Origin of the sequence: Streptomyces sp. NPDC020807, assembly GCF_040641575.1 — a bacterium.
In the GTDB taxonomy this organism is placed as follows: Bacteria; Actinomycetota; Actinomycetes; order Streptomycetales; family Streptomycetaceae; genus Streptomyces.
The window spans coordinates 21,915-35,501 of sequence record NZ_JBFADU010000006.1 but is presented as its reverse complement, the minus strand read 5'-3'; the positions used below and the strand labels follow the sequence as shown (position 1 = coordinate 35,501).

Below are 13,587 nucleotides of genomic sequence, written 5' to 3'. Positions count from 1 at the left end.
CCCCTCTTCCTGCCGTCCCCCGTTGTCGTCACGCCTCCCTCGACAGTTCCTCCCGGAGGACCGTCGTGTGGCTGACCGACGGGTCCTTGGCCGCCGTCAGCAGGGTGAGCGTCCCGTCGGCGGCGCGCTCGCGGAGGCGGCTGAGGGCCTCGGCGGCGTCGGGAGCGGCGAGTTCGGCCTCGTAACGACGGCGGAACTCCTCGTACTCGCCCTCGGGCCCGTGGTACCAGCGGCGGAGCTCCGTGGAGGGCGTCAGCGCCTTGGGCCACTCGTCGATGCGGGCGTCCGTCCTGGCCAGCCCGCGCGGCCAGAGGCGGTCGACGAGGACCCGCACGCCGTCGTCGGGCGACGGGGGCTCGTAGATCCGGCGGACACGGACGTCAGGGGCGCTGGAGGAGCGGGAGGACATCCCCCCAGGGTGCCGGACGGTCCGGCGGCTCAGCGCGCGGCGCGCAGTGCCGGAAGGAGGACGGCCTCCACGAATCCGGCCATCGGCGACTCCTCGGCGAACCGGTCCTCGAAGATCCGCTCGACGCGGAGCATGCCCATGAAGCAGGGCGCGACGAAGGCGATGGCCGGGTTGTCGGCGGCGACCTCGCCGCGCTCGACCGCCCGCGCCACGACCGCGTCGATCGCCGCGACCTCGGGGGCGATGACGGTCTCGCGGAGCGAGGCCCGCAGGTCGGGGTGCTGGACGTACGCCTGGGCGACGGCCTCCATCAGTTCGGCGTCGCGCTCGCGGTGGGAGGCGGCGACGCGGGCCGCCTCGCGCAGGTCCCCTTCGAGGGTCCCGGTGTCGATGCCGGCGAAGACGGTGCAGCGGCTGCGGGCGAGGGCGGCCGTGACGAGCTGCGCCTTCGTGCCCCACTGGCGGTAGAGGGTCGCCTTGCCGCACTTGGTGAGGGCCGCGACGCCCTCCATGGTCACCGAGTCGTAGCCGCCCTCCCTGAGGAGGCGGATCACCGCGTCGTACAGCTCGCCCTCGCGCTCCGGCGTGATCTTGCTGCGACGGGCGGCGGCGGTCGCGGCCTGCGTGGACATCGAACCCTCCCGAACACCTCTATCCCTGCACATACGAGAGTAGGGGGTGCACAATCGAGACGCAAACGTATCGAGACGTTTGCGTCTCGATGAAATCGGATCTAGGCTCACTCCGTTTTCCTGCCACGACCTGCCGGTGAAGACGCCCGAGACGACGCCCGAAGAGGACGCCAGAGACGACGAAGAGGGGACGCGCGATGCCTGCCGCGATACGCCGGACACGGAGCCCCTCGGGCGACGACACGCCCGCCCGGCCGCCGCTCCTGCGCGAGTTCCTGCTCGTCTCCGCGCTCTTCCTCGTCTACAAGCTCGGCCGGCTCCTCGCCAACGGCCACGAGGCGGCCGCCTTCCGCAACGCCCACCGCGTCTGGGACGCCGAGCGCGCCCTGCACCTGCCCGGCGAGGAGACGGTCCAGCACCTGCTGACGCACGGCGGCGAGCCGCTGATCCGGATCGCCAACACCTACTACGCGGCCGTGCACTTCCCGGCCACGATCGCCTTCCTCGCCTGGCTGTACTGGCGCCGCCCCGCCCACTACCTGTGGTCGCGCCGCGTCCTCGCCCTCCTCACCGGCGCCGCGCTCGCCCTGCACCTGCTCATGCCGCTCGCACCGCCCCGGATGCTCACCGCGGCCGGGCTCGTCGACACGGCGCGGGTGTACGGGCCTTCCGTGTACGGCGCCACGCCGGAGACCGACTCGATGGCGAACCAGTTCGCCGCCATGCCCTCGCTCCACTTCGGCTGGGCGCTCATGGTCGCCGTGGGCCTCATCGCCGCCACCCGCTCCCGCTGGCGCGGCCTCTGGCTGCTCCACCCCCTGCTGACACTGCTCGTCGTCGTCGGCACCGCCAACCACTACTGGTTCGACGCACTGGCCGCCGCCGCACTCCTGGGCCTCGCGCTGCTCGCCGTCCGGGCCCCCGGCCCCGGCCGCACCGCGACCCCCCGGGTACCGCGCCCCCGCACCGCCACCACCACCGCACCTCCGGCCGGAGTCCTGAGATGAACCCCGTCACCGGCACCGTCCTCGCGGTGCTCCTCTCCCTCGTCTCGGCCGCCGGGTACGCCCTCGCCGCCGTCGCCCAGGCGCGGCTCGCCGCCTCGTCCGCCGCACCGGCCGACGGGCGCGGGGCACTCAAGGCGCTGCTGGCGCGCGGGCAGTGGTGGTGGGCCGTCGGCCTCAACGCCGCCGGGGCGCTCGCCCACGTGGCCGCCCTGCACTACGGGCCGCTGACGCTGGTCCAGCCGCTCGGCGCCCTGACCCTCGTGGCGGCGCTGCCGCTGGGCGCGTACTGCGCGCGCCGGAGGGTCACCCGTACCGAGTGGCGCGGCGCGCTCCTGACCCTCGGCGGGCTCGTCGGCCTGGTCGCGATGACCGGCCCCGCGGCGCCCGGGGAGGCGCTCAGCCTGCGCGAGGCGCTGGTGGTCGCGGCGGCGACGGCGCTCCTGATCGCGGCCCTGACCTCGGGACGGAGCCGCGCGGGCGCCGCCCGGGGACGCGGGCTCGGGCACGCGACCGCCTCGGGCGTCGCGTCCGGTGTCGCGTCCGCGCTCACCCAGACCCTCACGGCCGCGCTCGCCCTCGAACTGCCCGGCCACGCCCTCGCCTGGTGGCAGACGACCCTGCTCGCGGTCCTCATCTCCGGCTTCGCCGCCGGCGGACTGCTCCTCTCCCAGGCGGCCTACCGGGGCGGTCTCGCGGCGCCGCTCGCCGTGGTCAACCTCTCCAACCCGGCCGCGGCGGCGGTCATCGGCGTGGCCCTGCTCGGCGAGACCTTCCGGGCGGGCGCGTGGGGCTGGCCGGTCGCGGGCGCGGCGGCCCTGGTCGCCGCGCGGGGCGTGATCCTGCTGACCAAGGGCGCTCCCCCGGCCGACGGGGCGCCGGTCCCGTCCCCCGTGGTCGCGGGCTCCGCGCCGCGCCCCGCCGCCCTCGACTTCCCGTTGCCGGAGGTCGAGCCGGCGCCCGCGCCCGCGTCGCTGGCCCGCTGACGCCGGACCGGCGACCCATTACGTCATATTGACGAGAAGCACCGGAACCCCCTACCGTCATAGTGACGACAAGGGGGTTCCATGGCTGACATCACCCGGCGGTCCGGCTGGCGGCATCTGCGCTCCGCGCCCACCGCCCACATCCGCCACCAGCGCAGCGGGCAGCTCGTCCACGACGGCGCGGGGCTGAGCTTCTGGTTCCGGCCGCGGACCGCCGCGCTCTCCGAGGTGCCGGTGAACGACCGCGAGCTCGCGATGGCGTTCCACGCCCGCACCGCCGACTTCCAGGACGTCAGCGTCCAGTCCACCGTCACGTACCGGATCGGCGACCCGGCCGCGGCGGCCACCCGGCTCGACTTCTCCATCGACCCCGACACGGGCGACTGGCGGGGTACGCCCCTGGAGCAGATCGCGACGCTGCTCACCGAGACCGCCCAGCAGCACGCCCTCGACGTCCTCGCGCGCACCACGCTCGCGGCGGCGCTCGTCGACGGCGTCGCCGCGGTCAGGGACCGGATCGCGGCGGGACTCGCCGCCGAGCCGCGCCTGCCGGACACCGGGATCGAACTGGTCGCCGTCCGCGTCGTCGCCATCCGCCCCGAGCCCGAGGTGGAACGCGCGCTCCGCACGCCCGCGCGCGAGCAGATCCAGCAGGAGGCGGACCGGGCCACGTACGAGCGCCGGGCCGTGGCGGTGGAGCGCGAGCGCGCCATCGCCGAGAACGAGCTCGCCAGCAAGATCGAACTGGCCCGCCAGGAGGAGCGGCTCGTCGAGCAGCGCGGCACGAACGCGCGCCGCGAGGCGGAGGAGAGCGCCGCCGCCGACGCCGTACGCGCGGAGGCCGAGGGCTCCCGCAAGGTGCGGCTCGCACGGGCCGAGGCCGAGGCGGCGCGCCTGGTCGGCGACGCGCGCGCCGGCGCGCAGGCGGCATGGCTGCGGGCGCACGCCGAGACGGATCCGGCCACCTTGCACGCGCTCGCGGTGACCCGCGCGGCGGAGAACCTGCCGCGCATCGAGCACCTCACGCTCTCCCCCGACGTGGTGACGGGGCTGCTCGCGAAGCTGAGCGGCGGCGAGGGCGGGGCCCGGCCGTGAGCCTCGCCCCGCGCGCGGTCCTCGTGCACCGGACCACGGAGTACGAGGAGCTGCTCGCCCGGCACGGGACGCACGGCCAGGCGGCGTTCTTCCTCTCCACGCGCGGCCGCTCGATCGAGGCCGTGCGCGAGCGGCACGAGCGGGTCCTGCGGGCCCTCGCCGAGGTCGCGGCGGCGGTGCCGCTCGCGTGGCGGCAGACCCGGGTGGAACGCGCCGACCTGGACCGGTTCCTGTTCGGGCCCGAGGACGTCGTGGTGGTGGTCGGGCAGGACGGCCTGGTCGCCAACGCGGCGAAGTACCTCACGGGACAGCCGGTGGTCGGGATCGACGCCGACCCTGGGCGGAACGCGGGCGTCCTCGTGCGCCACCGCGCGGCCCAGGCGCGGCGGCTCCTTCCGTACGCGGCGGGTGACGGGGCGACGGTCGACGAACTGACGATGGTGGAGGCGCGGACGGACGACGCCCAGCGGCTCGTCGCCCTCAACGAGATCTACGTGGGGCCACCGGGCCACCAGACGGCGCGGTACGCGCTGGCCGTCGAAGGCGCGGGGGCGTGGGCCGGGGCCGGGGCCGGGTCCGCGCCCGCAAGCGCGGCCGCGCCCGAGGCCGGACCCGGGTCCGAGGCCGAGGCCCAGGCGTCCTCGGGTGTCCTGGTCGGCACCGGGACGGGCGCGACCGGCTGGCTCCGCTCGCTCTGGCAGCAGCGTTCCAGTCACCTCGCCCTGCCCGCCCCGTCGGACCCCCGGCTCGCCTGGTTCGTCCGTGAGGCCTGGCCGTCCCCCACGACGGGCACGAGCCGCGTCGAAGGCGTCCTCGAACCGGGCCGCGTCCTCCGCCTCACCGTGGAGTCCGACCACCTCGTCGCCTTCGGCGACGGCGTCGAATCGGACGCCCTCCACCTCACGTGGGGCCAGACGGTCCGGCTGACGGCGGCGACGGACCGCCTGCGGCTGGTGGGGTGAGAGGCGCGGCCGGAATCCATCGGTGCTGGTCGGAGAGGTGGTGCGGTGGCACTAGGCTCGCCGAGCCGAAGCCCCCAAGCCCCGAAGCCCCGAAGCCCCCAAGCCCCCAAGCCCCCAAGCCCCCAAGCCCAAGAGTGCCGCGATCCCGGAGCTCCGGAGTCCCGGAGCCCCGATGTGCTTCCGGGCGTTCGGCTCGGTACCGCCCCATCGCCGGAGGACACCCCATGGCATCGCTGTCCGTCGCCACCGCCACGCTCCAGGACTGGGAGATCGTGCGCTCCTGGGCCGCCGAGGAAGGGTGGAATCCCGGACACTCCGACGCCACCGCGTTCTTCGCGCAGGATCCCGGCGGCTTCTTCATCGGCCGACTGGACGGCGAGCCCGTCTCCGCGATCTCGGTCGTCACCTACGACGAGACGTACGCCTTCCTCGGGTTCTACCTCGTCCGCCCCGGACTGCGCGGACGCGGCCACGGGATCGAGACCTGGCGCGCGGCCTTCGCCCACGCCGGAGAGCGGGTCGTCGGGCTCGACGCGGTGCCGGCGCAGCAGGACAACTACCGGCGTTCCGGGTTCGCGACGGCGTACCGCACGGCCCGGTACGTGGGTGAGGTGCCGGTCGTCGAGACCCCCGCGGCCGGGCTCGTGGACGCCGCTCTCGTCGATCCGGCCGCCCTCGCCGCGTACGACCGCGCGTGCCACCACGCCGACCGCCCCCGGTTCCTGGCCTCCTGGCTGAGCACGCCCGGCCACCGCGCGCTCGTCCGGGTCGTCGACGGCCGGCCCGCCGGGTACGGGGTGGTGCGCCCCGCGCGGGACGAGGCGCGGGTCGGGCCGCTGTTCGCGGACACCCCGGCGGACGCGGCGGCGCTGCTCGACGGCCTCGCCGCCGAGGCGCGGGCCTTCGGTTCGGCGCGGATCGCGGTCGACATGCCGGAGACGAACCCGGCGGCGGCGCGGATCGCCGAGGAGCGGGGGCTGCGGCCGACGTTCGAGACGGCGCGGATGTACACGGGTCCGGTGCGGCCCGTCGCCGTGGAACGGGTCTTCGGCGTCACGACGCTCGAGCTCGGCTGACGGGTCGTCGGGACCCGCGCCCTACCACGTAACCGCCCAAGACCCCCCGAAGCGACCCCCTCGCGTCCCCCCTCCCCTCACCCCTCCCCCCGGCGAGGGGTGACAAGGGTTTTCCCCGTATCGGGTTCACCTTCCCGTTCCCTACTGTCCTCCACACCGGCAGATGCCATCCCTCGAATGCACCCTGACAGGTGCATGAGGAGGGTGGCATCCGCCGGTGACGGCCTTGACCCGGGCCGTCGCGCCGGTGGCGGCGCACGGGCTCCCCAGCCCAGGGAACGACGGACAGCGACCCCACTTCGCCCCGCGTGTCCCGCGCCGCCGCCACTGCACCGTCACGTCGTACTCGAAAGGGCCACATACCTTGAACGGTTCCAGGCGGAGAGTCATATCCGTGGTCGCGACCGCCGCGATCCTCGGCGCCGCTGCCACCACCGGGGCGATCGCCGCCGTCCCGGGCGCTGCCACCCCGAAGCCGGCTCCGGCTTCCCAGACCATGCGGGCGCTTCCGACCGCTCCGGTCGAGAAGGTCATCGTCACCTACAAGAGCCAGTCCGCCGAGGCCGGTTCCAACGCCGCCGCGAAGACGGACACCGCCGCGAAGGCCAAGGAGACGGGCGAGCGGCTCTCCTTCGAGCGTCGCCTCTCCGGCGGTGCCGCCCTGGTCGACCTGGGCGACAGCGCGACCCAGCAGGACGTCAACGAGGTCATGGACGCGTTCCGCGCCGACCCGTCCGTCGCCCTCGTCGAGCCCGACATCCGCGCCTACGCGATGGCTGCCGCGCCCAACGACACCGACTACGCCAAGCAGTGGGACCTCTTCGAGGCCACCGGCGGCATGAACGTTCCCTCGGCCTGGGACAAGACGACCGGCTCCGGCGTCACCGTCGCCGTCATCGACACCGGCTACGCGGCCCACTCGGACCTGGCGACCAACGTCGTCTCCGGTTACGACTTCATCTCCGCGTCCGCCGACGCCCGCGACGGCAACGGCCGTGACGCGGACTCGAAGGACGAGGGCGACTGGAACGCCACCGACGGCGAGTGCGGCACCGGCTCCAAGGCGTCCAACTCCTCCTGGCACGGCACGCACGTGGCCGGCACCATCGGCGCCGTCACCAACAACTCCAAGGGCATCGCGGGCATCGCGTACAACGCGAAGATCCAGCCCGTCCGCGTCCTCGGCAAGTGCGGCGGCTCGTCCTCCGACATCGCCGACGCCATCACCTGGGCCTCCGGCGGCACCGTCGCGGGCGTCCCGGCGAACGCGACCCCGGCCAAGGTCATCAACCTGAGCCTGGGCGGCAGCAGCACCACCTGCCCGAGCGTCTACCAGACCGCGATCAACGGCGCCGTCTCGCGCGGCACCACCGTCGTCGTCGCCGCGGGCAACAGCAACGCCGACACGGCCAACTTCACCCCGGCGAACTGCTCGGGCGTCATCACCGTCGCGTCGACCAACCGCGCCGGCAACCGTTCGTACTACTCGAACTACGGCGCCAAGGTGGACGTGGCCGCGCCCGGCGGCGAGACCCGCAACGCCACCGACACGCCCGGCACCGTCACCACGCCCGAGAACGCGATCTACTCGACGCTGAACGCGGGCACGACGACCCAGTCGACCGAGAACTACAAGCCCTACCAGGGCACCTCGATGGCCGCGCCGCACGTCGCCGGTCTCGCCGCGCTCCTGAAGTCGGTCAAGAGCACCCTCACGCCGGCCGAGATCGAGTCCGCGATCAAGGCCAACGCCCGTCCGCTGGCGTCCGGCGCCTGCACCCAGGGCTGCGGCACCGGCATCGCCGACGCCGCCAAGACCGTCGACGCCGTCACCGCGACGCCCCCGGTCGGCACCGTCTTCACCAACGCCACCGACGTCACGATCAGCGACAACACCACGGTGACGTCCTCGATCGCCGTCACCGGCCGCACCGGCAACGCCCCCGCCGCCCTCAAGGTCGGCGTGGACATCAAGCACACCTGGCGCGGTGACCTGGTCATCGACCTGGTCGCCCCGGACGGCACCGTGCGCAACCTGAAGGCGTCCTCCTCCAACGACAGCGCCGACAACGTCCTCGCGACGTACACGGTCGACGCGTCGAGCGAGGTCGCGAACGGCACCTGGAAGCTCCAGGTCCGCGATGTGGCCTCGGGTGACACCGGCTACATCGACTCGTGGAACCTCACCTTCTGATCCACCGCTCAACCACCCCCCACATCAGCATCATTGCTGGTCAGCGACGCGCTCGTGGTCTATACCACGGGCGCGTTCTGGCGTGCCGGGGGCTTTCCGGGCGGGGCACGCTGTCCGGCATTCGGACAGCGGGCCTGGACTCGGGGCGTCAGCTCCGTATTCTCTGCGCACGGGGCTCATGGGCGGGACCCGCGGGCCGGAGGTGAGGGACAGTGACGACAGCGCCGCACCGGCCTGCGCCCATCGGCCGCGAGGAGTTCCTCGCCCGCCTCGAACGCGTCCTGCACACCCGTGGCCGCGCGCTCCTCACCGGACCCGCCGGGGTCGGCAAGACGGAGCTCGCGCTCGCCGAGGCCGCCCGCGCGGAGGCCCGCGGCGAGATCGTGCTCTGGCTCGCGACCCTGCCGTCCGACCGGGACATACCCGGCGCGGCCGCCGCCGCCCTCGTCGCCTCCGTGGCCGCGACCGTGACCTGGCCGGGGCTCGGCGCGCTCGTCCCCGACGCGGCGCTCGTCCCCGCCTCCTCCTCCGCATCCCCGTACTCCTCGCCGTCCGCATCCCCCTCGGGAGCGTCCGGCGGCCCCGCAGCCGCCCTGCCCGTGCCCCGGCCCCCCGCGCTCGGGCCCGAGACGCCCGGTCTCTTCGCGCCCGGCGTGCTCGCCTCCGGCGTCTTCGACGAACTGCCCGGCCCCCAGCGCACCGCCGTCGCCATGCTCTGCCGCGAAGCCCCGCTCGCGGCCGACGGCTGGGACCCGATCGCCCTGCGCCTCGGCATCGCCCGCATCCTCCGCGCGCTCGCCTGCCGCGGGCCCGTCCTGCTCGTCGTCGACGGCGTCCAGCACGTGGACGCCGACAGCGCCGACCTGCTCCGCTTCGCGCTCCACCTCGCACCGCCCGCCCTGCGGGTGGTCGCCGTCGAGACGCCGGAGCCGTACGGGGAGGCCGGCGGCCGCGAGTCGCGCGAGCCCGCCCCCCGGGAGGCGGCCGAGGCCGGGGACCTCCACCGCGAGCACCAGCGGGAGCACCAGCGGGAGACCTTCCGCCCCGACGACCCGCACGCCACGCACCTCTGGGTGCCGTCGGAGGCCGACGTCCTGTTCGTGCCCCCGCTGCACGCCGACGAGATCGCCGCGCTCCTCATCCACCACCGGCTGCCGTCCCGGATGGCGGGCCGCATCCACCGGGCGAGCGGCGGCAACCCGCGCCTCGCCCTCGCCGTGGGCCGCTCGCTCGCGGACGCCCGTACCCCCGTGCACCACGCCGAGGCGCTCACCCTGTCCGGGCGGGCCCGGGGGCTCGCCCGGCAGTTGCTCGGCGCCGCGCCCCTTCCCGTCCGCGAGACGCTGCTGCTCGCGGCGCTCGCGCTGCGGCCCTCGGCGACCCTGATCCGGCGGGCGGGGCGGCCCAACGCCGAGGCCGACCTCGCGGCGGCCGAGCGGGCCGACCTGGTGTCGCTCACCGAGGACGGTTCGGTGACGTTCACCGCCGGGCTGCTGCCGTCCACGCTCGTCCACGACGCCTGCTGGGCGGAGCGGAGCGCCGGGCACGCGGCCCTCGCCGAGGTCGTCGACGACCCGGTCGAGGCCGTGCGCCACCGGGCGCTCGCCACCGACAGCCCGGACGAGGAGCTCGCGGCCGAGGTGGCGGCCGCCGCCGACACGGCCCGGCGGCGCGGGAACAGCGCCCTCGCCGCCGAACTCGCCCTGCTCGCGGCCGAGTCGACCCCCGGCCGGCACGGCACGCGGCGTATCGCCCGGCTCGTCGACGCCGCCGAGGAGGCCGCCCGCGCGGCCCGCGCCGACCTCGCGATGCGCGCCGCCACCGACCTCCTCGCCCGGGACGCGGCACCGGCCGACCGGGTGCGGGCACGGCTCGCCGTCCTCGACACCGCCGGGCAGGGACTGACCGAGCTCGACGAGATGTACGTCCACGCCATGGAGGACTCGGAGGGCGACACCGCGCTCCGCGCCGCCGTGCAGCTGCGGCTCGCCGTCAAGTACGTGCTCGCCGACGGCGATCCGGAGCGCTCGCGGACGGCGGCGGCCGAATCGGCCGCGCTCGCCGCCTCGATGGGCGACGCCCGCACGGCCGCGCAGGCACTGACGGTCCAGGCCCGGATGGAGCGGGCCCTCGGCTCGCCGGACGCCGAGACGGTCCTCGGCCGGGCGCGGGAACTGGAACTGGCCGAGCGTCCGCTCGGACTCCGCAACGCCGCCCAGATCCTGACGATCCGTCACGCTCTCTTCGACGGACGCCTCACGGACGCCCGCGACGAACTCGGCGCGCTCCTCCCGCTGGTGCAGCGGCGCGGGACCGTCGAGGACGCGATCGAGCTCCTCAGCACGCTCGCCGAGATCGAGTCCCGGCTCGGACCGTGCCAGTCCGCGCTCGCTCACGCCGGGCAGGCACTCGGCCTCACCCTGGAGGCGGGCCTCTCCCCCGGCCCCGCCTGGTACGCGCTCGCGCTCGCCGAGACGGCGGGCGGCAGCTTCGCGCGGGCCACGAGCTACGCCCGGCGCAGCGTCCAGGCGTCGGAGGAGGAGGGCGACCGCGTCTTCCTCTCCCGCAGCCGGTACGCGCTCGGCCGCGTCCAGCTGGTCACCGGGGACGTGGCCGCCGCGCTGGAGACGCTGCGCCGCGTCCAGACCGACGAGCGCGCGCAGTCGAACGTCGACCCGTCCATGCTGCGCTGGCACGAGGAGCTCGCCGAGGCGCTGCTCGCCAACGACGCCTGCGACGAGGCCCTCGAACTCCTCGCGGAGGTACGGCCGGTGGCGGAGCGCCTCGGCCGCGGACCCGTCCTCCTCGGCTACGACCGGGTGCGCGGGCTGTGCCTCGCGGCGGAGGGCCGCACGGACGCGGCGGCCGAACTGCTGACGGGGACGGCCGAGCGGTTCGACCGTGCCGGGCTGCCCCTGGAGCGCGGGCGGGCGCTGATCGCGCTGGCCCGGGTGGAGCGGCGGCGGCGCAGGCGTTCGGCGGCGCAGGCCGCCCTCGGCGAGGCCGCCTCGGTCTTCGAGCGGGTCGGCGCGACGCCGTGGCTGGCGCTCGCGAGCGAGACCCCGGCGGGCGGCGCGGGCGAGAGCACGGGGCCGGGTCCCGCGGCGCGCGAGGAGACGCCGTCGGCGGCCTCCTCGCTCACGGAGGCGGAGCTGCGGCTCGCCCGGCTCGTCTGCCAGGGCGCGAGCAACCAGGAGGCGGCCTCGAAGCTGTACCTGAGCGTGAAGACGGTCGAGGCGCGGCTCACCCGGATCTACCAGAAGCTCGACGTGCGCTCGCGGGCGCAGCTGGCGACGGCTCTCCGGTTCCAGTAGGGGTTCCAGTAGGGGTTCCCGTGGCGGTCGGCGTCGTGCCCGGTCGCCCGGCTCCGAGACGGTGAAGGGTTGCGTTTCTCAGACGGTGAAAGGGCGTTGGTCCGCGTAGTCCGGCTCCGGTGATCCCGTCAGGTGCAGGTTCGGGCGCTGGCTCGACGGCAGCTCCGCCCGGATCGCGCGGTGGAAGTCCCGGTAACCGCCCTGGAAGGCCCCGCCGTCCCACACCGTGAGCAGCGCTTCGGTGAAGGCTCCGTTGACGTCACCGTCGGAGGCCACCTGGTCGTCCTGGCAGGCCGAGACGAGCAGCGCCGAGTGGGCGGCTCCGTCGTCGGGCGCGTCCTTCGCCAGCGAGCGCCTGAGCTCCTCGACGAAGCCGCGGTCGCGCTCGTACAGCCGCCGCTGCCAGGGTTCGGGCATGTACCGTCCCCGGACGTCGTCCGCGCCGCCGGGGAGCTCGATGGAGCTGCCGCTGTGGCAGCAGTCGAAGAAGGCGACGATCCGGACGCCGTCGGCGAAGGCGCGGAAGCACCGCCGCACCTCGTCGTCGAGGAACTGGCGGTCGTAGAGGACGAGGGTCTCGTCGAGGGCGTCGGGCTCGTCGTCACCCGGGGCCGGTCCGGCGGGCAGCTGTCCGCCGTGCCCCGAATAGGTGAAGAGCAGGATGTCGCCGGGGCCCAGCCGGGCCGCCGCCTCGCCGAGGACGCCGGTGACGTTGGCGACGCTGCCGTCCGGGGTCAGCAGGACGGTGGCCTCGAAACCGGCGGTGCGGGCGATCCGCGCCATGTCGTGGGCGTCGTTCTCGCAGGCGACCAGGGTGCCCGCCCAGCCCTCGTAGCGGGCCGGGTCGACCTCGTTGAGTCCGACGTGCAGGGAGAGTCCGGTGGCCATGGGGTGCCTCCTTACGGGGGACGGGAGGGCACGCCTCGACCGGCTGATCGAGTGGCTGATCGAGTGGCCTGCGGTACGGCGCCGAGCACGGCCCTCTCCACGCGGTACTTCCATCGTATGAACCCTTCCGATCCGCCGCCCGCCCCGCGCCGCACCGCGCTCGCCGACCGCGCCGGGTACGACGAGGCCTTCCTCGGGCCCGTCGTCCCCCTGCCGATGCCCGCCCGCTCCTCCGTGGCGACGGTCGTCCTGCCGTACGAGCACTTCACCGTCGTCTTCCGGCCCGACCGGCGCCTCGCCGCCTCCACCGCCGTCTGCATCGACGGACGGGAGCTCCTGGAGGACGTGCCCCGGGACGACGTGTGGGAGTACGACCCCCGGCTCCCCGCCGAGCAGCAGGCCGGCGAGGCGGTCTACGTCAACAACAGCCTCGACCGCGGCCATCTCGTGCGGCGCCTCGACCCGGTGTGGGGCCCCGCGGCGGTGGCGGCGCGCGCCAACACCGACACCTTCCACTTCACCAACGCGGCCCCGCAGGCCGACGTCTTCAACCAGGGGAAGCAGCTCTGGCAGGGACTGGAGAACCACCTCCTCGGCCACGCCGCCGACTTCGACCGCAAGCTCGTCGTCCTCACCGGGCCCGTGCTTCACGACTCCGACCCTCCGTACCGGGGCATCCAGGTGCCGCTGCGCTTCTGGAAGGTCGCCGCCTTCCTCCAGGACGGGGCGCTCGCGGCGAGCGCGTACGTCCTCGACCAGAGTCCGGACCTGAGCCGCGACTCGGAGCGGGCGCTCGCCGGTGCGACGCCGGGGGCGCCGCCGCCGCTCGGTCCGTTCCGCACGTACCAGGTGCCGGTGTCGGACGTCGCGGAGCTCACGGAGCTGGAGTTCGGGCCGCTGCCCGACGTGGACGTGATGCCGCCCTCGCGGGGGCCCGAGGAGCGGTGGCGGCGCCTGGAGTCGTACGAGGACGTCGTGCTGCACGGCTGACCTCCGGATGTCGCGGGCGTCCCCCGTGCGCGATTGC

General features: G+C 74.9%; 11 protein-coding genes. 8 read left to right on the top strand and 3 right to left on the bottom strand.

The features are described from left to right. Window positions 1-28: 28 nt before the first annotated feature. Together AB0G79_RS12275 and AB0G79_RS12270 are read right to left on the bottom strand one after the other, a co-directional pair. Window positions 29-409 (bottom strand): DUF488 family protein, encoded by a 381-nt coding sequence (locus tag AB0G79_RS12275; RefSeq protein ID WP_360804391.1) that lies wholly within the window; start codon window positions 407-409, stop codon window positions 29-31. Between the two features lie 29 nt (window positions 410-438). Next, window positions 439-1,041, bottom strand: coding sequence for a TetR/AcrR family transcriptional regulator (locus AB0G79_RS12270; RefSeq protein WP_360804388.1), 603 nt, complete (start codon window positions 1,039-1,041; stop codon window positions 439-441). Between the two features lie 197 nt (window positions 1,042-1,238). Here AB0G79_RS12270 and AB0G79_RS12265 point away from each other — a divergent pair, with 197 nt between their 5' ends. The 7 genes from AB0G79_RS12265 (at window position 1,239) to AB0G79_RS12235 (ending at window position 11,672) form a co-directional block, all read left to right on the top strand. Then, the gene (locus tag AB0G79_RS12265; RefSeq protein WP_360804385.1) at window positions 1,239-2,048 is read left to right on the top strand and encodes a phosphatase PAP2 family protein; all 810 of its coding nucleotides are present in this window, start codon (window positions 1,239-1,241) and stop codon (window positions 2,046-2,048) included. After that, a complete protein-coding gene (locus tag AB0G79_RS12260) occupies window positions 2,045-3,031 on the top strand; it encodes a DMT family transporter (RefSeq protein WP_360804382.1) in 987 nt (328 codons plus the stop codon). The genes AB0G79_RS12265 and AB0G79_RS12260 overlap by 4 nt, the downstream gene beginning before the upstream one ends. An 81-nt stretch (window positions 3,032-3,112) precedes the next feature. After that, window positions 3,113-4,126, top strand: coding sequence for an SPFH domain-containing protein (locus tag AB0G79_RS12255; protein WP_360804379.1), 1,014 nt, complete (start codon window positions 3,113-3,115; stop codon window positions 4,124-4,126). Then, entirely contained in the window at window positions 4,123-5,088 is a 966-nt protein-coding gene (locus AB0G79_RS12250) for a hypothetical protein (protein WP_360804376.1), read from the top strand. The genes AB0G79_RS12255 and AB0G79_RS12250 overlap by 4 nt, the downstream gene beginning before the upstream one ends. 224 nt (window positions 5,089-5,312) lie before the next feature. Next, a complete protein-coding gene (locus AB0G79_RS12245; protein WP_360804373.1) occupies window positions 5,313-6,164 on the top strand; it encodes a GNAT family N-acetyltransferase in 852 nt (283 codons plus the stop codon). Window positions 6,165-6,660: 496 nt separating this feature from the next. Next, entirely contained in the window at window positions 6,661-8,358 is a 1,698-nt protein-coding gene (locus AB0G79_RS12240) for a S8 family serine peptidase (protein ID WP_360805141.1), read from the top strand. Between the two features lie 212 nt (window positions 8,359-8,570). After that, complete coding sequence (locus AB0G79_RS12235) at window positions 8,571-11,672, top strand: helix-turn-helix transcriptional regulator (RefSeq protein WP_360804370.1); 3,102 nt, start codon at window positions 8,571-8,573, stop codon at window positions 11,670-11,672. A gap of 78 nt (window positions 11,673-11,750) precedes the next feature. On the opposite strand, the gene AB0G79_RS12230 is transcribed toward AB0G79_RS12235, so the two are convergent. Beyond that, complete coding sequence (locus tag AB0G79_RS12230; protein ID WP_360804367.1) at window positions 11,751-12,560, bottom strand: caspase family protein; 810 nt, start codon at window positions 12,558-12,560, stop codon at window positions 11,751-11,753. 117 nt (window positions 12,561-12,677) lie between these two features. Here AB0G79_RS12230 and AB0G79_RS12225 point away from each other — a divergent pair, with 117 nt between their 5' ends. Beyond that, window positions 12,678-13,550 carry a DNA/RNA non-specific endonuclease gene (locus tag AB0G79_RS12225; RefSeq protein WP_360804364.1) on the top strand — a complete coding sequence of 291 codons (873 nt, stop codon included), beginning with the start codon at window positions 12,678-12,680 and terminating at the stop codon, window positions 13,548-13,550. Window positions 13,551-13,587 lie beyond the last annotated feature (37 nt).